At 71.8% G+C, this 17,464-nt stretch carries 15 protein-coding genes and 1 tRNA gene; 7 read left to right on the top strand and 9 right to left on the bottom strand.

Features of this window, described 5'->3' with window-relative positions; translation table 11 throughout:
• Positions 1-78 precede the first annotated feature (78 nt).
• A tRNA-Lys gene (locus tag VD659_RS01110) sits at positions 79-154 on the top strand.
• On the opposite strand, the gene VD659_RS01105 is transcribed toward VD659_RS01110, so the two are convergent.
• A complete protein-coding gene (locus tag VD659_RS01105) occupies positions 155-304 on the bottom strand; it encodes a hypothetical protein (protein WP_423259259.1) in 150 nt (49 codons plus the stop codon). It lies immediately after the preceding tRNA gene.
• A 230-nt stretch (positions 305-534) separates the two neighbouring features.
• Between VD659_RS01105 and VD659_RS01100 the strand changes: the two genes are divergently transcribed.
• From VD659_RS01100 to VD659_RS01080, 5 genes are read left to right on the top strand one after another with little or no spacing between them, the layout of a single operon-like run.
• Positions 535-1,707 (top strand): MalY/PatB family protein, encoded by a 1,173-nt coding sequence (locus VD659_RS01100; RefSeq protein ID WP_423259258.1) that lies wholly within the window; start codon positions 535-537, stop codon positions 1,705-1,707.
• Positions 1,704-3,023: an O-acetylhomoserine aminocarboxypropyltransferase/cysteine synthase family protein gene (locus tag VD659_RS01095; protein ID WP_423259257.1), complete on the top strand. Its 1,320-nt coding sequence runs from the start codon at positions 1,704-1,706 to the stop codon at positions 3,021-3,023. Before VD659_RS01100 ends, VD659_RS01095 begins: the two co-directional genes overlap by 4 nt.
• A gap of 31 nt (positions 3,024-3,054) precedes the next feature.
• A complete protein-coding gene (locus tag VD659_RS01090; RefSeq protein ID WP_137836789.1) occupies positions 3,055-3,396 on the top strand; it encodes a carboxymuconolactone decarboxylase family protein in 342 nt (113 codons plus the stop codon).
• Between the two features lie 18 nt (positions 3,397-3,414).
• Positions 3,415-4,461 (top strand): hypothetical protein, encoded by a 1,047-nt coding sequence (locus tag VD659_RS01085; RefSeq protein WP_423259255.1) that lies wholly within the window; start codon positions 3,415-3,417, stop codon positions 4,459-4,461.
• On the top strand, positions 4,458-5,735 hold the full coding sequence (locus VD659_RS01080; RefSeq protein ID WP_423259254.1) for an NtaA/DmoA family FMN-dependent monooxygenase: 1,278 nt from the start codon (positions 4,458-4,460) through the stop codon (positions 5,733-5,735). The genes VD659_RS01085 and VD659_RS01080 overlap by 4 nt, the downstream gene beginning before the upstream one ends.
• On the opposite strand, the gene VD659_RS01075 is transcribed toward VD659_RS01080, so the two are convergent.
• The 6 genes from VD659_RS01075 to VD659_RS01050 all read right to left on the bottom strand — a co-directional run bounded on the left by VD659_RS01075 (position 5,728) and on the right by VD659_RS01050 (position 13,090).
• A complete protein-coding gene (locus VD659_RS01075) occupies positions 5,728-6,888 on the bottom strand; it encodes an LLM class flavin-dependent oxidoreductase (RefSeq protein ID WP_423259253.1) in 1,161 nt (386 codons plus the stop codon). The genes VD659_RS01080 and VD659_RS01075 overlap by 8 nt on opposite strands.
• Positions 6,889-6,895: 7 nt before the next feature.
• Positions 6,896-7,738, bottom strand: coding sequence for a DUF1684 domain-containing protein (locus VD659_RS01070; protein WP_423259252.1), 843 nt, complete (start codon positions 7,736-7,738; stop codon positions 6,896-6,898).
• Positions 7,735-9,453 carry a dipeptide ABC transporter ATP-binding protein gene (locus VD659_RS01065; RefSeq protein ID WP_423259251.1) on the bottom strand — a complete coding sequence of 573 codons (1,719 nt, stop codon included), beginning with the start codon at positions 9,451-9,453 and terminating at the stop codon, positions 7,735-7,737. Before VD659_RS01065 ends, VD659_RS01070 begins: the two co-directional genes overlap by 4 nt.
• Positions 9,450-10,397: an ABC transporter permease gene (locus tag VD659_RS01060; RefSeq protein WP_423259250.1), complete on the bottom strand. Its 948-nt coding sequence runs from the start codon at positions 10,395-10,397 to the stop codon at positions 9,450-9,452. Before VD659_RS01060 ends, VD659_RS01065 begins: the two co-directional genes overlap by 4 nt.
• Before the next feature lie 36 nt (positions 10,398-10,433).
• Positions 10,434-11,384 (bottom strand): ABC transporter permease, encoded by a 951-nt coding sequence (locus VD659_RS01055; RefSeq protein ID WP_423259249.1) that lies wholly within the window; start codon positions 11,382-11,384, stop codon positions 10,434-10,436.
• A gap of 95 nt (positions 11,385-11,479) precedes the next feature.
• A complete protein-coding gene (locus VD659_RS01050) occupies positions 11,480-13,090 on the bottom strand; it encodes an ABC transporter substrate-binding protein (RefSeq protein ID WP_423259248.1) in 1,611 nt (536 codons plus the stop codon).
• Positions 13,091-13,235: 145 nt separating this feature from the next.
• Between VD659_RS01050 and VD659_RS01045 the strand changes: the two genes are divergently transcribed.
• Entirely contained in the window at positions 13,236-14,594 is a 1,359-nt protein-coding gene (locus VD659_RS01045; protein ID WP_423259247.1) for a M20/M25/M40 family metallo-hydrolase, read from the top strand.
• 114 nt (positions 14,595-14,708) lie between these two features.
• On the opposite strand, the gene VD659_RS01040 is transcribed toward VD659_RS01045, so the two are convergent.
• Together VD659_RS01040 and VD659_RS01035 are read right to left on the bottom strand one after the other, a co-directional pair.
• Positions 14,709-16,064 (bottom strand): NtaA/DmoA family FMN-dependent monooxygenase, encoded by a 1,356-nt coding sequence (locus VD659_RS01040; RefSeq protein WP_423259246.1) that lies wholly within the window; start codon positions 16,062-16,064, stop codon positions 14,709-14,711.
• Positions 16,061-17,305: an LLM class flavin-dependent oxidoreductase gene (locus VD659_RS01035; RefSeq protein ID WP_423259245.1), complete on the bottom strand. Its 1,245-nt coding sequence runs from the start codon at positions 17,303-17,305 to the stop codon at positions 16,061-16,063. The genes VD659_RS01040 and VD659_RS01035 overlap by 4 nt, the downstream gene beginning before the upstream one ends.
• Positions 17,306-17,464 lie beyond the last annotated feature (159 nt).

Here is a 17,464-nt window from a genome sequence, read left to right as displayed (position 1 = left end):
CCGCGAGCACCGCATCCGGCCGGTTCGCGAAGGCCTTCTGAGCATGCTAATGTTGACGACTGGCTCGCCAAGAGCCGCGCACCTCTAGCTCAATCGGCAGAGCAACTGACTCTTAATCAGTGGGTTCTGGGTTCAAGTCCCAGGGGGTGCACCACTACCAGACGATCGACCGGCTGTCCGCTGAGAGATATCGAGCGAGAACGTCGTCCACCCAGTTCGAGTTCTCCGTGACCGAGGCATGGCCGAACCAGTCGGCCACGCGGCGGGCACCCGCCTTCACCGCCTCCAGGGTCGCGTTCTTCATGCCGTCCTCCGCTCACACGTTCGTCGAACGCTAGCCATTCCTCCGGGGCCTGGTGTGATTCGTGTCATCTCCCCGTCACACGGAGTCGGAATATGACGGGAGCATCATCGGTGCTCCTCGGCTTCATGCCGGTGCGGCGACGCATTCCGCAACAGTGACGGATCGAGCGCGGCGATCGGGGCAGGATCGGGAGTGCCATGCGCGCTCCAAGCCGACCACGAAACGAGGACATGCACCCGTTCGACGGAATCCCGACCCACGAGCTCGACGTGCCGAGCAGCCGCAAGTGGAGTCTGCATCCGGGCACGATCGGCGCGTGGGTCGCCGAGATGGACTTCGGCACCGCGCCCGCGGTGACCGAGGCGCTGCACCGGGCCGTCGACGCGGGCGTGCTGGGCTATCTCTCGCCCCCGACGGCGCACGAGCTCGCGGAGGCGACGGCGGCGTGGATGCGCGACGAGTACGGCTGGGTGATCGACCCCGGGCACGTGCATCCCGTGTCCGACGTCATGGCCGCGCTGGGCGTGGCCGTGACTGAGTTCTCGCCCCCGGGTTCGGCCGTGATCGTGCCGACGCCGGCCTACATGCCGTTCCTCAGCTACCCGCCGACCCTCGGGCGCGCGGTCGTGCAGGTGCCCGGAATCGAGGAGGGCGGCCGCTGGCGGCACGACCTCGAGGCCATCGACGCCGCCTTCCGCGCCGGTGCGGGCACGCTCGTGCTGTGCAACCCGCAGAACCCCACCGGCACGGTGCTCACCCGGGCCGAGCTCGAGGAGATCGCCGCGGTGGTGGAACGGCGTGGAGGCCGCGTCTTCGCCGACGAGATCCATGCGCCCCTCCGCTTCGGCTCCAGCCCGCACATCCCGTACGCATCGTTGTCGCCGGCCACGGCTGCTCACACCATCACCGGCACGAGCGCCTCGAAGGCCTGGAACATCGCGGGCCTCAAGGCGGCGCAGCTGATCACCTCCAATGAGAGCGACGAGCAGGTGTACCGCGGCTTCGGGTTCGCGGTGCAGCACGGCGCCGCGACCCCGGGCGTGATCGCCTCGACCGCCGCCTACCGCGACGGGCGGGTGTGGCTCGGCGAGGTCCTCCACTACCTCGACGGCAACAGGATGCTGATCCGGGACCTGCTCGACGAGCACCTGCCCGGGGTCGGATACGCCGTGCCCGAGGCGACCTATCTGGCCTGGCTCGACCTGCGCGCCTTCGACATCGAGGGCTCGCCGGCGGCGTTCCTGCGGGAGCACGCCGGTGTCACCGTGACCGACGGCGCACTCTGCGGCGCGGGCTACGAGGGCTTCGTGCGCCTCGTGTTCGCGATGCCGCGCCCCATCCTGCAGAAAGCGGTGATCGCGATCGCCGCGGCGCTCGCGACGACCCCCGAGAGGCCCCGATGACCGACATCCCCGACGATTCCCTCCTCCAGCCGGAGTACGACTGGACCGGCTACGGCTTCGACACCCGGCAGATCCACGCCGGCGAATATGCCGACACGGTCGCGGGGGCGCGCATCCCGCCCATCGCGCTGACGGCCGGCTACCGCTTCGAGTCGTGGGACGACGGCCGGGAGCGCTTCGCCGGCGAGAGCGACGGCCTCATCTACTCGCGCCAGCGCAACCCCTCCGGCTCGGTCGCCGAGCGCCGCATCGCCTCCCTCGAGGGCGGCGCGGAGGCCATCGTGGTGGCGTCGGGGCAGGCCGCCATCACCGCGGCCCTGTTCGCGCTCACCCGCTCGGGGGAGCGGTTCGTTTCGACCGCGTCGATCTACAGCGGCACGCGCATCCTGTTCGGGCGCAGCTTCGCCCGGATGGGCATCGGCGTCGACTACGTCTGGAACCCGCTCGACGACGAGGAGTGGGAGCGGCAGATCGGGCCGGACACGAAGGCGATCTTCACGGAGACCATCCCGAACCCCAAGAACGACATCGTCGACATCGACCACGTGGCGGCCGTGGCGGCGCGGCACCGGCTCCCGCTCGTGGTCGACAACACGATCGCCACGCCCTATCTCGTGCGCCCCGCCGAGCACGGCGCAGCCGTCGTGGTGCACTCGTCGACCAAGTTCCTCTCCGGTCACGGGGCGGCGATCTCGGGCACCATCGTCGACGCCGGCACCTTCGACTGGGCCGGGGCGCCGCGGCCGTACCCGCTCATCACCGAGCCGCCGGTGCCGGGCGGCCGGTCCCTGCTCGAGCGCTTCGGCCGTACCGCCTACGCGCGGGCCGCCCGCGAGGCCGTGGTCAACGATTTGGGGCCCGCGCTGTCGCCCTTCACCTCCTTCCTGCTGCACCAGGGCATCGAGACGCTGTCGTTGCGGATGGAGCGGCACCTCGACAACGCGGCGACGATCGCCGCCTGGCTCGAGCAGCATCCGAACGTGGAGTCGGTCGACTACGCGGGGCTGCCCTCGAGCGTGCAGCGGCCGCTCGCGGAGCGGCTCTACGGCGGCCGCACCGGCTCGGTGTTCGCCGTCACCGTGCGCGGCGGCGAGGCCGGCGCCCGGCGCTTCACCGATCGGCTCCGCGTTTTCAGCCGGATGACCAACATCGGCGACGTGCGCTCGATGGCCCTGCATCCGGCCACCACCACCCACGCCTCGTTCGACGGTGAGCTGCAGGAGAGGCTGGGCATCACGCCGGGCCTCATCCGGCTCTCCATCGGCACCGAGAGTGTCGGCGACCTGCTCGCCGATCTCGACCGCGCACTCGCCTGAACACCCCTTCACCGAACCGAAAGGCAACTCCGTGTCCGACTACTTCGACCGCACCGAAGACCGCAAGTACACCTCCGTCTACAAGAAGGAGACGCCCGACATCCTCGCCGCGTTCTCTGCTTTCGACTCTGCGGTCTTCCAGGCCGAGGGCCGGGAGATCCCGCTGAAGTACCGCGAGCTCATCGCGCTCGCGGTGGGCATCACCACGCAGTGCGTCTACTGCATCGACGCGCACAGCCAGAACGCGGTGAAGGCCGGCGCCAGTGAGGGCGAGCTCGCCGAGGCGGCCTGGGTGGCCACGGCCATCCGCGCCGGCGGCGGCTACGCGCACGGGCGCCTCGCGTTCAAGCTCTCGGGCGCCCACGAGCACTGAAGCCGGGGAGCGGCGGCGGTGATCGTGCGCGACACGGCGTCGCGCGGCACCCCTTCGGTTCGGCCGGCGGCGGTGACGGCCGCGCTGGCAGTCTCGGTGGTGGGCGACCTCGCCGCCGGCTTCGCGCGGGGTGAGAGCGAGGCCACGGATGCGCTGCGTGCGCTGCATGGGCAGGGCGCGGTGAGCTTCGTGGTCTTCGGCGCCGAGCGCTTCGCGCCCGACGGCGACCAACTCGGCGTGGGCGATGCCTCGCGCCGGACGCTCGTGGAGCCGGGGGCCGTGGCCGCAGCACGCCATCGGGTGCTGCCCGAATGGGGCTTCGTGCTCGCGGCGACCCCGGAGGTCGACCATCCCTACAACCTGGCCCGTCGCGTGGCGACCGTGGACCACTTCACCGAGGGGCGCGGCGGTGTGGCGGTCGGCGTCGGTTCTCCGCCGCGCGAGCGCGCCGTCGAGCGGGTGGCGGATGCCGCCCTGGTGCTGCGCGAGTTGTGGAACAGCTGGCCGCTCGCGTCGCTCGTCGCCGATCGCGACCGGGGAGTGTTCGCGCGCACCGACGCGGTGCGCCGCATCGAGCACCGTGGACTGTTCTCGGTGGACGGCCCGCTCAACACGCCGTCGAGCGTGCAGGGTGAGCCCGTTCTCGCGTGGTGGCTGACGTCGAACGCCGGCTTCGATCAGGAGCTCGTGTCGGCCGGCGCGGTGGCCGAGATGCTGATCGTGCCGCCCGATCGGGCAGAGCCCGTGCGACGGTGGCTGGGCGGCGCCACTGCACCACTGATCTTCGTGCGCCGTGGGGTCGGGGCCGTCGCCGATACGGTGGCGGCGCCGCTCTCCGGCGCCGAGGGAGCGTCGGGCGTGCTCGTCGAGCTCGGCAGCCCGGAGGCCGCACGACGGCTCCACGGCGAGATCGGGCGCTTCGCACCCGCGCTCGTCGGCGCAGGAGACCACCGCGGCCCGGGCGCGCGGGCCCGCACGCTCCGGGAGCGGCTCGGCCTGGCACCCCGGACCATCGACCTCGGCGACCGGCCGCACGCCCTCCCGCCGGAACGGCGGCGCTCATGACCCGCACCCGACGCCACCTCCTGCTCGCCGTGAACCTGCAGGGCTTCGGGCAACGGCCCGCCGCCTGGCAGGTGCAGGACGTGGCCGCCACCGAACTCCTGGACGACCGCTTCTACGGCCGGCTCGGCGCCGTCGCCGAGCGCGGGCACCTCGACGCGGTGTTCTTCGCCGATCACCCCTCCTTCAGCGACCCGAATCCGCGCCCGCTCGGGCTCGCGGAGCCCTTCGTGGCGGCGGCCGCGATCGCGGGCGCCACCGATCGCCTCGGGGTGGTGGTGAGCGCCTCCACCACCTACAACGATCCTGTCGAGCTCGCCGATCGCGTGCTCGGTCTCGACCTCGTGTCGGGCGGCCGCGCGGGGTGGAACGTCGTCACCACCTACGACCCCGCCGTGTCGGGCAATTTCGGGCTCAGCGAGAACCCCGACCGCTCCGCGCGCTACCGCCGGGCAGGCGAGTTCGTCGATCTCGTCGACGCGCACTGGCGCAGCGCGCTCACCGGAGAGCCATATCGCCACGCGGGCGAGTTCTTCGCCGCCGAGGGGGCGTCGGATGCTCCCGCCTCCCCGCAGGGACGCCCGTTCGTGTTCCAGGCCGGGGGCTCGCCGCAGGGGCGCGATCTCGCCGCCCGGGTGGCTGACGGCGTGTTCTCGGTGGAGCTCACCGCATCCGGCGCTCTCCGGCACGCCGAGGAGGTGCGGCAGGCGGCCGGGAGGTTCGGGCGCGCGGCGCACGACGTCGCCATCCTGCCCGGGCTCTCCCTCGTGCTGGGCAGCACCGAGCACGAAGCACGGCGACTCTACGACGACCTCGAGGCGCGGGTGCCCGAGCCCTCGGGGCTCGGCGCCCTCTCCGGCGTGCTCGGCGCCGATGCGCGGCTCCTCGATCTCGACGCGCCGATTCCGGCTGAGCTGCTGCAGCCGCTCAGCGCCACCACGTCGCACACCTCCTCGCTCGGCTACCGAGAGACCTTCCTCGACTGGGTGGCCGGCCGCAACACCACGGTTCGCGAGGTTCTGCGCGACTTCGGCGGCTACGGCTCACGCATCGTCATCGGCACGCCGCAGCAGGTCGCCGACGACATCGAGCAGTGGTTCGACGGCGGCCTCGCCGACGGCTTCAACCTCATGCTCGACCGATTCCCCGCGGGCCTCGAGCTCTTCGTCGACGAGGTGGTGCCGCTCCTCCAGGCCAAGGGCATCGCGCGCACGCACCCCGGAGAGCGCACCCTACGAGGCCGGGTGAGCGGGCCGGCCACCCGCCCGTTCAGCTGACGAGCAGAGCCGCGCCGGGCGCCGTCGCAGCAGACCGGGCCGACTCCACCGCCGCCGAGGCATCGGGCGAGGTCGCACCGAACGCCGAGGGACGGCCCGCGAACGGGTCGTGCGGTCCCCAGAGAGTCGACGGCAGCGCGTCGCGCAGCGCCGGAACCACCTCGGTCGCGAAGCGCTCGAGGATCTCCAGCTGCTGCTCGAACGGCACGGTCGTCGGCAGGCTGACCGACTGCAGGTCATGACCGAAGGCCCCGTGGAAACGCGCGATCTTGTCGATGATCTGCTGCGGGCTCCCCACGAGGGCCGGTCCCTCCGCGATGGCATGGTCGATGTCGCGGAAGGGCGTGTTGTTGCCTGGCACGTTCGTCGCCGCCACGATGGCGTCGTAGACGGGGCCGTAGAGTCGCTTGGCCTCGGCGGTGGTGTCGGCGATGAACAGCGACCCGGAGCCGGCCCCCACGTAGGCGAAGCGCGGATCGTGGCCGTGCCGGGCGTACTCGTCGCGGTAGTGACCGATGAGCACGGCGTAGTTGCGGAGCGGCTGGATGGCGTTGGCTGAGAAGAGCGGGTCGCCCCACCGGCCCGCGAGCGCGGCCGAGGCGAGGGTCGTGGCCGAGCCGTGCCACACGCGCGGCGCTCCGGCGAAGGGCCGCGGCACGGTGGTGACGCCCTCCAGGGCCCGGGTGAACGCGCCCGCCTCGGCGGTGACCGCCTCCTCGCGCCAGAGCCGGCGCAGCAGGGCGTACTTCTCGGCCAGCAGATCCCACTGGTCGTCGATCTGCAGCCCGAACAGCGGATACTGCTGCAACTCGTTGCCCTTGCCGATCGTGAGTTCCAGCCGTCCGCGGGCCAGTTGGTCGACCGTGGCGTAGTCCTCGGCCACGCGCACCGGGTCGAGGATCGAGAGCACCGTGACCCCGCTCTGCAAACGGATGCGCGAGGTGCGCGCTGCGATCGCCCCGAGCACCACGGAGGGTGCGGAGGAGACGAACCGCCCGGCATGCCGCTCGCCCACGGCGAAGGAGTCGAAGCCGAACTGCTCCGCGCGCTCGGCGCTGAGCACCGTCTGCGCGAGCCGCTCGGCGGTGCTCACGCGTCGTCCCGTGACCGGATCGGCGAAGTGCGGGATGATGTCGAGAACCTGAAAGCGCATGGCCGCCTCAGCCTCGCTCGAGCGGGGTCTTCTCGCCCGCCTCGATGCCGATCGGGAGCCGGTTGCCCGCCGGCGGCAGCGGGCAGGTCGCGTAGTCGGTGTAGGCGCACGGCAGGTTCACCGCGCGGTTGAAGTCGAGCAGCACGCGCGAGTCGGCGTCGGGGGCGTCGACGGCGAGCGAACGGTTGGCGGCGTACGTCGTCAGGCCGCTCGTCGCATCCGTGAACAGCAGCAGGAGGCTGCCGGGCGTGAAGCCGTTGAAGACCGTCACGCGGAACTCCTCGCCCCGAAGCGCGAAGACGATCTCGCCCGGCGCCTCGTAGACGTGCTCGATGCCCTCGGCGACCGATCCGACGGTCACCTCGCGCGGCGTCGAGAACGGCACGAAGGTTCCGTCGGCCAGCCAGCGCGGGTTCGGGGGATACACCGGCGTGCCCGTGTAGGCGGTTCGCAGTGGGTGATCGGGATGGCGCGGCCGCAGGATGTCGTGGCCGCCTCGTCGTGCCAGCTCGATGACCGCGTCGTCGTGGCCCAGGCTGAGACCCGTGCGCTCCGCGAGCGGCCCGAACTCGACGCGCCCGGTGAGGGTCTCGCCGTCGCGTTCGAGGCTCTCGCCCTCGGCGAGCTCCACGACAGGACCGGCGTCGTCGCTCGACCAGGAACCGGGCGCGTCGTCGAAGCGCCGGGGGATGGTGCCGAGCCAGTTGAGGCTCGTCACGGCGAGGAAGCCGTGCTCGGAGGCGCGGGCCTCCTCGTGCCTGCGGTGCCACTCCTCCCAGTCACGGGCGAAGGCGGCCCGGTCGATGTCGTGACGCGCGGTGGCGCTGGCGGTGGGCGAGACGGTGCTCATGGTGTTCCTTTCAGGGATGAGGCGATGACGGGGGCCGGCGTCGCCGGGTGGGCGGCCGGATCGGTGGCCGGTGTCTGGACACCGCCGAGGCGGCGACCCGGAATGGCGGCCACCAGCTCACGGGTGTACTCCTGCACCGGCGCGTCGAGGAGCGCCGAGGCCGCCCCGATCTCCACCAGACGGCCTCGCTGCATCACCCCGACGCGATGGGAGATCTGCCGCACCACGGCGAGGTCGTGCGAGATGAAGAGGTAGCTGACCCCGCTCTCGCGCTGTACCTCGGTGAGCAGATCGAGGATCTGCGCCTGCACCGACACGTCGAGTGCCGACACCGCCTCGTCGAGCACGACGAGCTCGGGGCTGAGCGCGAGCGCGCGGGCGATCGCCACGCGCTGACGCTGGCCGCCGCTCAATTCGTGCGGGCGCCGATCGGAGTACGACGCCGGGAGTGCCACCTGATCGAGTAGCTCGCGCACGCGGGCCGACCGGGTGCTGCGGGTTCCCACGCCGTAGGCGCGCAGCGGCTCGTCGATGACCTCGCCGATGCTGAACCGAGGGTCGAGCGAGGAGAACGGGCTCTGGTAGACCACCTGGAAGCGCCGCCGGGCCCGCCGAAGTGCTTCACCGCGCAGCCGCGTGATGTCGTCGCCGTCGAAGCGGATCACGCCCGAGCTCGGCGTCTCCAACCGCAGCACCAGGCGAGCCGTCGTGCTCTTGCCGGAGCCTGACTCGCCCACCAGGGCGAAGGTCTCGCCGCGTGCGATCTCGAACGACACGTCGTCGACGGCCGTCAGGCTTCGCGCACCCCGCCCGCTCCGGGGCAGGGCGAACTCCTTGCGCAGAGCGGTGGCGGCCACGAGCGGTGCCGCGGATGCGTGCAGCGCGGGCGGCTCCGGCCGTTCCCGCACGGCCGTCTGCAGCGACAGCCCGGGAGCCGCCGCAAGCAGTTTCCGAGTGTAGGGATGCCGGGGTGCGGTGAGGATCTGCTCGGCCGTCCCCTGCTCCACGATCTCGCCGTGGTGCATCACCAGGATGCGGTCGGCCCGGTCTCCCGCCACTCCGAGGTCGTGGGTGATCAGCAGCACCGCGGTGCCGCTGTCGCGGGTGAGCGTCTCGATGTTGTCGAGGATCTGCCGCTGCACGGTGACGTCGAGTGCGCTCGTCGGCTCGTCGGCGATCACCAGCTGCGGCGTGGCCGCGAGCGCGGCGGCGATGAGCGCGCGCTGCTTCATGCCGCCCGAGAACTGATGGGGGAACTGCCGGGCCCGCGTCGCGGCATCCGGGATGCCCGCCTGCTCGAGCAGCGCGACCGCCCGCGCCTCGGCCTGACGGCGGTTCGCCAGCCCGTGGACGCGCAGGACCTCACCGACCTGCGGCCCCACCCGGTGAACCGGATTGAGTGACACCGACGGGTCCTGCGGGATGAGCCCGATGCGCCGGCCGCGCACCTCGCGCCATTCCCGGGGCGCGAGCGCCGCGAGGTCGGTGGAGCCGAGCTGGATGCGCGTCGCCTCCACGACGGCGTTCGGCGCGAGCAAGTGGATGACGGCGTGCGCGGTCGTGCTCTTGCCCGAGCCGCTCTCTCCCACGATGGCCACCACCTCGCCGGCGGCGACATCGAAGTCGATGCCGCGTACCGCATCCACGAGCCGTCCGCCGGTGCGATACGACACCCGGAGCCCGCGCACGGAGAGCACGGTCTGCTGCTCGCTCATCGCCGGCCTCCCGTGCGTTCGAAGGCGCGGGCCACCCGGTTCGCCGAGAGCACCACCGCCACGACCACGAGACCGGGGAAGGTCGTGAGCCACCAGGCCACGGCGAGGTAGTCCCGGCCGCCCGCCACCAGTGAGCCCCACTCGGGAGCAGGCGGGGGAGCGCCGAAGCCGAGGAAGCTCAGCGAGGAGATGGCGAGCACCGCCGCGCCGAACTCGAGCGCCGAGAGCGCGAGGACGGCGCCCGAGGCGTTCGGGAGCACGTGGCGGCGCAGCACCGTGAACCAGCGCACCCCGGAGGCGCGGGCTGCTTCCACGTAGACCGCCGAGGTCACCGTGAGCACCTCCGCCCGCATCACGCGGGAGAAGCTCGCCACGCTCGCGAGCCCGACGGCCACCGCGACGTTGAGCGTGCCGAAACCGAGCGCCGTGATGAGGGCGAGCGACAGCAGCAGGCTCGGGATGGCCAGCAGCACGTCCATGAAACGCATCACGGCGTCGTCGACGACGCCGCGCAGGAACCCGGCGAGGAGCCCGAACAGCGAGCCGACGACCAGGCCGACGACCACCGCCGCGGCCGTCGCGGCGAGCGAGGTGGCGGAGCCGTAGACGACGCGGGCGAAGAGGTCGCGCCCGAGGTTGTCGGTGCCGAAGAGATGCGTGCCGCTCGGCGGCTGCAGCTTGTCGCGCGGAACGCCGTCGATCGGGCTGTAGGAGGTGAAGAGAGCGGGGAAGAGCGCCCAGAGCGCCACGACCAGGAGAACGAGCACCGCGGCCACGAGGCCCGGTTGACGCAGCACGGCGAGCAGTCCGGCACGCAGGGCGATGAGCCGGCGCCCTGCTGCGCCGCGACCGGCGGATGCACCGTCGCCCGCGTCGCCGTCGCGCGTGTCGGCATCGGCGGGAGCGCTCACGACCGGCACGGAGATGAGCAGATCACTCGACATGGGAGAACCTCCGATTCAGATGGATCAGGTGCGGCATCAGGCGGCCACGAGCGAGGGGCCGGCGAGCGAGATGCGGCGGTCGAGCAGGGGGTAGAGCAGATCGACCAGGAGGCTCGTGAGCACGAACACCACAGCGGCGAACACGACGACCGTCTGCACGACGGGGATGTCCCGGCTGTTCACGGCCGAGACCACGAGCCGGCCGACGCCGACCCGCGAGAACACGGTCTCGGTCACGACCGTGCCGGCGAGCAGCTGACCGACGAGCACCCCGGTGAGGGTGAGGGTGGGCAGAGCCGCGTTGCGCAGCGCATGGCCGAACTGCACGCGGGTCTCGCTGGCCCCCTTGGCGCGCACTTGCTCGATGTAGGGGAGCTCGAGGGTCTGCCGGAGGCTCCGGGCGAGGATCTGCGAGATGAAGGCCCCGGTGGGGATGGCGAGGGCGACGGCCGGCAGAACGAGGCTCGCGACGCCCTCGTTCCCCATCGAGGGGAACAGCCGCAGGCGGAAGGAGAAGAACTGCAGCAGGAGCAGGCCGACCCAGAACACCGGCACGGCGATGCCGAGGGGCGGGAGCGCCGAGAGCGCCTGGCGGAGCCAGTTCCAGCGGGTGAAGGTGCTCGCGAGGGCGATGCCGACGCCGAACACGACGGCGAGCGGCAGCGCCGCGGCTGCGAGCGCGAAGGTCTCGGGAAGCACCGCCAGCACCGTGGAGAGGGCGCTCTGCCCGCTCTGGGTCGAGTTGCCGAAGTCGAGCAGCAGCGCCTTGCCGAGCGCGACGGCGTACTGTTCCCAGAGCGGGCGGTCGAGGCCGTACTCGGCGCGCAGCTTCTCGACGAGGGCCGGGTCGACCCCGGCGTCCTGCGCCCCCGCCTGCACCGCCGCGGCGTCGCCCGGCAGGAGATACAGGATGAGGAACGACAGCGTGTACGCGGCCCAGAGCACGAAGACGCCCTGCAGCAGCCTCTTGACGATGTAGCGGTTCACGGGAGGTTCCTCATCCTGTTCCTGTCGGAGGCCGGCCCGGAGGCGGGCCGGCCGGGTCGTGGCGGCTGGTCGGTGCGCTCAGACGCCCCGGGACGTCACTGCGAGATCCAGGTGTCGTAGAAGTCGAGCCGACTGGAGGCCTCGAACTTCAGATCGTGCACGGTGTCGGCCGCGACGATCGTGGTGGAGAGCTGGTAGATCGGAATGGAGTGGCCCTCCGCGATCAGGAGCTGCTGCGCCTGGTCGACGAGCTTCTGGCGCGCCACCGTGTCGGTGGTGGCGGCCTGGGCGTCGAGCACGTCGTCGACCTCGCTCGGCTCCCGGTGGTTGTTGTTCTGCGTGCCGCGGGCCGAGAAGACGGTGCGCAGCACGTCGGGGTCGGCGCGGGTGAGGTTGCCGTAGCCGAAGTCCTGGGTGCCGGTCGCGGCCGCGGCCTGCACGTCGGCGATGCTGGCGAACTTCAGCTGCAGGTCGATGCCCACCGCGCGCAGCTGCTGCTGCACGAGCTCGAGCACCTCCTTGGGGGACTGCCAGTAGGTCACGAGGAAGCTGAGCTTCTCGCCGCCCTTCTCACGGATTCCGTCGGAACCCACGGTCCATCCCGACTTCTCGAGCAGGCTCTTGGCCGCATCCGGGTCGAACACGAGGTTCGACTGCGGGGCGAAGAGCGGAGTGGTCGACGAGAGCACGGCCTGCGCGTCGACGTCGTCGGCGGTGAGCAGCGTCTGGGTGATCTCATCCCGGTCGATCGCCTTCGAGATCGCCACACGCACGTTCTCGTCGGCGAGCTTCGGGGTCGACTCGTTCGGGTAGAGGTTGTAGACCACGCCCGGGTTCGCGCGGTTCACGGTCGTGTACCCGCCGCTCTGGAAGAGCGTGAGATCGGTGGGCGCGATGGCGGCCGTCGCATCGATCTGGCCCGACTGCAGACTGCCCGTGCGGTTGCCCGACTCGGGCACGACCTTGTAGGTGATGGTGTCGAGGTGCGCGGCGCCCTGATGCGCGGCGTCGGCGGGCGCCCAGTCGTAGTCGGCGCGCTTCTCCAGCACGGCCTCCTGGTCGGGCGTGTAGCTCTTCACCGAGAACGGACCGGAGCCGATGTACTTGCCTGCGCACCGGTCCTCCTGGCTCACGGCCGCGGTCGCGGGCGACAGGAGGCCGAGGCTGAAGGTGGATGTCGCCTGCAGGAACTGCGCACTCGGGGCTGAGAAGTTCACGGTGACGTGCTGCGCGTCGACGACGTCGATGCTCGAGACTCCGGAGAGGTAGGTGGAGCCGAGCACCGCCTTGGCGCCGAGTGCCCGGATGGCCTCGAAGTTGGTCTTGACCGACTCGGCGTCGATCGGGCTTCCGTCGGCGTAGGTGGGGCCGTCCTTGAGGGTGAAGGCGAAGCTCGTGGCGTCGTCGTTCACGGTGAAGGACTCGGCGAGCCAGGGCTTGATCTCGCCGGTCTGGGGATCCTGGATGGTGAGGGAGGCGACCGTCTGGCGGGCGATCGCGATGGCGTCGTTGTTTCCGACCTGCTGCGGGTCGATGCAGTGGCTGTCGACCGAGATGGCGAAGGTGAGGTTGCCGCCGTCGACGGCGGCCTCGGCCGAAGCCGTGGAACCGGCCGTGGCGTCGGAGCCGGCGCAGGCGGCGAGGGCGAGGAGCGCGGCGCTGCCGAGGGCCAGAGCCCCCGTGAGGCGTCGGAGGTGCGAGGTCATGGTTCTCCTAGGTGCAGGGAAGGGATGCCGCCACCGTACGAAGTCGTCCACGCCCGTCGACGCGCGGGCGCAACAATTCGTGCTGCGGCGTAACGATGTGACGGGCGGGGTGCCCTTCCCGCGCGGATGTGCGTTGCTGTGGTGTATGACGACGCGCACCGCTTCCCTCGCCGGGCAGACCACGGAACTCCTCCAGACACTCATCCGCAACCGGTGCGTGAACGACGGCACGCCCGGCTCCGGGCACGAGCTGCGCACCGTGCGCACCCTGCAGAGCTTCTTCGAGGGCTCGGGGCTCGACGGCGTGGTCGTGGAACCGCATACGGAGCGCGCCTCGCTCGTGCTGCGCATCGAGGGCACCGACCGCTCGGCCCCCTCGCTCGCCCTGGTGGGCCACACCGACGTGGTACCGGTCGAGTCGGCCGCGTGGCAGCGTGACCCGTTCGGCGCCGAGATCGTCGACGGAGTGCTCTGGGGCCGCGGCGCCATCGACATGCTGAACCTCACGGCCGCCTACGCGGTCGTCACCAGGGCCATCGCCCAGGGCACGGCGGCGGGCGCGCCGTTCCGGCCGCGCGGCGATCTCGTGTTCGCGGCGGTGGCCGACGAGGAGAGCGGCAGCCGGTTCGGCGTAGAGTGGCTCACCGAGAACCGGCTCGACCTCATCGACGCCGACTTCGTGCTCACCGAGTCCGGCGGCGCAGCGGTGGGGCAGAAGCCCGGGATCGGCGTGATGGTGGGAGAGAAGGGCGGGGCGGCTCGTGTGCTGCGGGTCACCGGCACCCCGGGTCACGGCTCGGCGCCGTGGGGCGCGCAGAACGCCGCCGTGCTCGCCGCGGAGGCCGTGCGGCGGGTGGCCGCTTTCCCGACGCCCACCGTCATCACGCCGCACTGGCGCGCCTACGTGGAGGCGCTGGCGGTGGAGGAGGCGGCGCGCGAGCGGCTGCTCGATCCGCAGCGGCTGGTGGGCGAGCTGCCGTCTCTCGGAGCTCTGGCCGGATTCGCGCACGCCTCGACGCACACCACGATCTCACCGAACATCGTGCGTGCGGGAGAGAAGGCCAACGTCATTCCGGGCGAGGCGGAGATCGTGCTCGACATCCGCATCCTGCCCGGTGTCTCGGCCGACGACGTCGAGGGCTACCTCCGGGAGGCGCTCGGCGAGTTGCTCGAACACGTGACCATCGAGGGCGACCACTTCGGCGCGTCGTCGGCGTCGCCGACCGGCACCCCACTCTACGAGGTGCTGCAGGATGCGGTGCAGCGCGCTCAGCCGGGAGCCGAGCTCGTGCCGATGCTGGGCGTCGGTGGAACCGACGGCCGCTTCTACCGGCGGCGCGGCGTGCCGGCCTACGGCTTCGGGGTGCTCAGCCGGCGCTGGGACTACGGCACCTTCCGCCGGCTCTTCCACGGCAAAGACGAGCGCATCGATCTCGAGTCGCTCGAGCTCACCGTCACCGCACTCGACCATGTGGTGCGTACTTTCCTCGGCGAGCGACGCTGACCGGCGGGCGGGCGGGCGCGGCGCGCTGAACGGCAGCCCGGCCCGGCCGTGCATGCCGGCGGCGGCCGCCCCCCATCGCTTCGGCCGCCGCCGGTCGCCACCGGTTGCCCGGGCTCAGGCGTACTCGCGCACGCCGAGTGTGTGGCGCAGCGAGTCTCCTGCGCCGTAGGAGTCACGGTAGACACCGCGTTCCTGCAGTTCGGGCACCACGGTGTCGACGAACTCGTCGAGGCCGTACGGGTTGGTGTGCCCCACGATCACGAAGCCGTCGGAGGCCCGCTCCTGCACGAAACGGGTGATCTCCTCGGCCACCTGCCCCGGTGTGCCGACGAGGGCGTGGCGTGCGGTGAGCGCGATGACGAGTTCGCGGATGCTCAGCCTCTCCGCCTCGGCCCGGGCGCGCCAGGCATCGGCGGTGGCCTTCGGATCGGCCGAGTTGTTGGCGCGGCCCTGGGTGATGCCGGCGCCCGTGGGATCCGGGTCGATCTCCGGGAGCGGCCCGTCGGGATCGTACTCCGTGAGGTCGCGCCCCCAGATGCGCTCGAGGAAGGCGATCGCGGTCGCGCCGGAGGTTTGCGCCAGCGCGATCTCGCGGGCGTTCTCCTCGGCCTCTGCCCGGGTGCTGCCGAGCGCGAAGCCGATGGCCGGGAGCACCTTGAGCGAGTCCTCGTCGCGCCCGAGGGCCGGCAGACGCCCCTTCACATCGGCGTAGAACTCCTGGGCGTCGGCGAACTCGCTGTGCAACGAGAAGATCACGTCGGCGTGCTCCGCCGCGAAGTCGCGCCCGTCGGCGGAGTCGCCGGCCTGCACGATGAGCGGGCGCACCTGCGGGCTCCGCGGCACGGTGAACCGGCCCGCCACGTCGAACTGCGGGCCGTGGTGCTCGACGCTCCGGATGCCGTCGGGGGAGAGGAAGGCGCCGGCCTCCTTGTCGGCGAGCACCGCATCCGGAGCCCAGCTCTGCCAGAACCCGGTCGCCACCTCGAGGAACTCGGCGGCTCGACGGTAGCGGTCGTCGCGGTCGAGGTAGGCGCCGCGCCGGAAGTTCGCACCGTGGAACGCGTCGGAGGTGGTGACGATGTTCCAGCCGATGCGCCCGCCGCTCAGGTGATCGGCGGTGGCGAGCTGACGCGCGAGCTCGTAGGGCTCGTTGAACGTCGCGCTGAGGGTGCCCACGAGACCGATGTCGTGGGTGACGGCCGCGACCGCGGCGAGGATGGCGAGGGTGTTCGGCCGGCCCGCGACGTCGGCCTCGTAGATGCGGCCCTTGTGCTCGCGCACGCGCAGGCCCTCGGCCAGGAACAGGTAGTCGAAGAAGCCTCGCTCCGCGTTCTGCGCGAAGTGGCGGAAGGAGGAGAAGGCCACCTGGCTCTCCGAGCGCGGATCGCTCCACACCGTGGTGTTGTTGACCCCGGGGAAGTGGGCGGCGAGGTGCACCTGGCGGAGCCCCTGGGTGGATGACGCGGTCATGCGGGCACCTCCGAGCCGCGCGAGGGGGCGGCTTGTGTCGTGAAGAGATTGTCGGGTCGAACGAGGCCGAGGGCGTCGCGGAGCGTGGCGCCGGCGCCGGCGCTCGCCGCGGACGCGGGACGCACCCCGGCGGCCTCCAGCGCCGGAACGAGGGCGTCGGCGATCGCGTCGAGGTCGGCGGGCAGCCGCGCCGGCCGGAGCCGGAATCCGTCGAGACCGTGGCGCTGCCCGTCGAGCAGTCGCTCGGCGAGTGCCGCCGGAGTCCCGGCCACGACGAGCGCATCGGAGCTCAGCGGCTCCCCGGCCCGCTCGTCGAGCGCGGCCAGCTCCGCCTCGGCGCCGCTGGCGGTGTCGTCGAGCAGCACCACGAGGTCGGCGTACACGAGCAGCGGAGGCCGGCCGGCCGGGCGCAGTCGCGCCTCGGCGTCGCGCACCTCCGCCAGGATGGCGTCGAGGTGCTCGGGGGACTGCGGCGTCACGTACACCACGTCGGCGTGCGCGGCCGCGAGCTCGTAGGGGATCGTCGCATGGGCGAGCGCCGTCACCGGCGGCTGGCCCTGAGGGGAGCGCGGCACGATCGAGGCGCCCTTGATGCTGAAGAACCGGCCTTCGAAGTCGGTGTAGTGCACCTTGTCGCCGTCGAGGAACCGACCCGACGAGACGTCGCGCACGATCGCATCGTCCTCCCAGCTGTCCCAGAGGCGGCGCACGGCTTCGACCACCTCGCCGGCCTCGTCGAAGAGCGCGCGCACCGCATCCTGGCCCTCGCCGCGGCGGTGCGCCTCGAGATCGAGCGGCTCCAAGGTGCGGCGCCCCACCAGCGCGGCGTCGACGGGCGACGACGACACCTGCACGCGCCAGCCCGCTCGCCCCTCGCTCGCGTAGTCGAGCGTCTGCAGGGCGGTGGCCACGTGGAACGGCTCGGTGTGGGTCGCCGTGACCGTGGGCACCAGCCCGATGCGGTGCGTGAGCGGGGCGAGGTACGACGCCACGAGCAGCGCGTCGAGCCGGCCGCGCACCTGGTCGCTGCGGTCGTCGGCGGCCCCGAATGCCGACGACTGCAGCGAGAAGGAGTCCTCGATGGTCACGAAGTCGATGCCGGCCCGCTCGGCGGTGCGCACGAGGTCGAGCCAGTATCCCGCGGTGAAGAGCTCCCTCGGCCGAGCGGCGGGCTCGCGCCAGGATGCGGGGTGCCAGCCGGTGCCGTCGAGTGCGACGGCGAGATGCAGTTTCCGTGTCATGGAACGAGCCGACCACGGCTCCGGATGCGCACGGCAGCCCCGCGGTAACGAATCGGAACATGACGCCACAGTCTGAAACATTCGCGCCGGCAGCCCGATGATCTGCGCATGCTCGATGTCCGGGGTGTGCGTTTTGCCCCGCGCACGTCGAGTCCAGAA

Origin of the sequence: Herbiconiux sp. 11R-BC, assembly GCF_049472555.1 — a bacterium.
Taxonomy (GTDB): domain Bacteria; phylum Actinomycetota; class Actinomycetes; order Actinomycetales; family Microbacteriaceae; genus Herbiconiux.
Note: the sequence above shows the minus strand (reverse complement) of the source record. Positions and strands in the feature narration are given on the sequence as shown.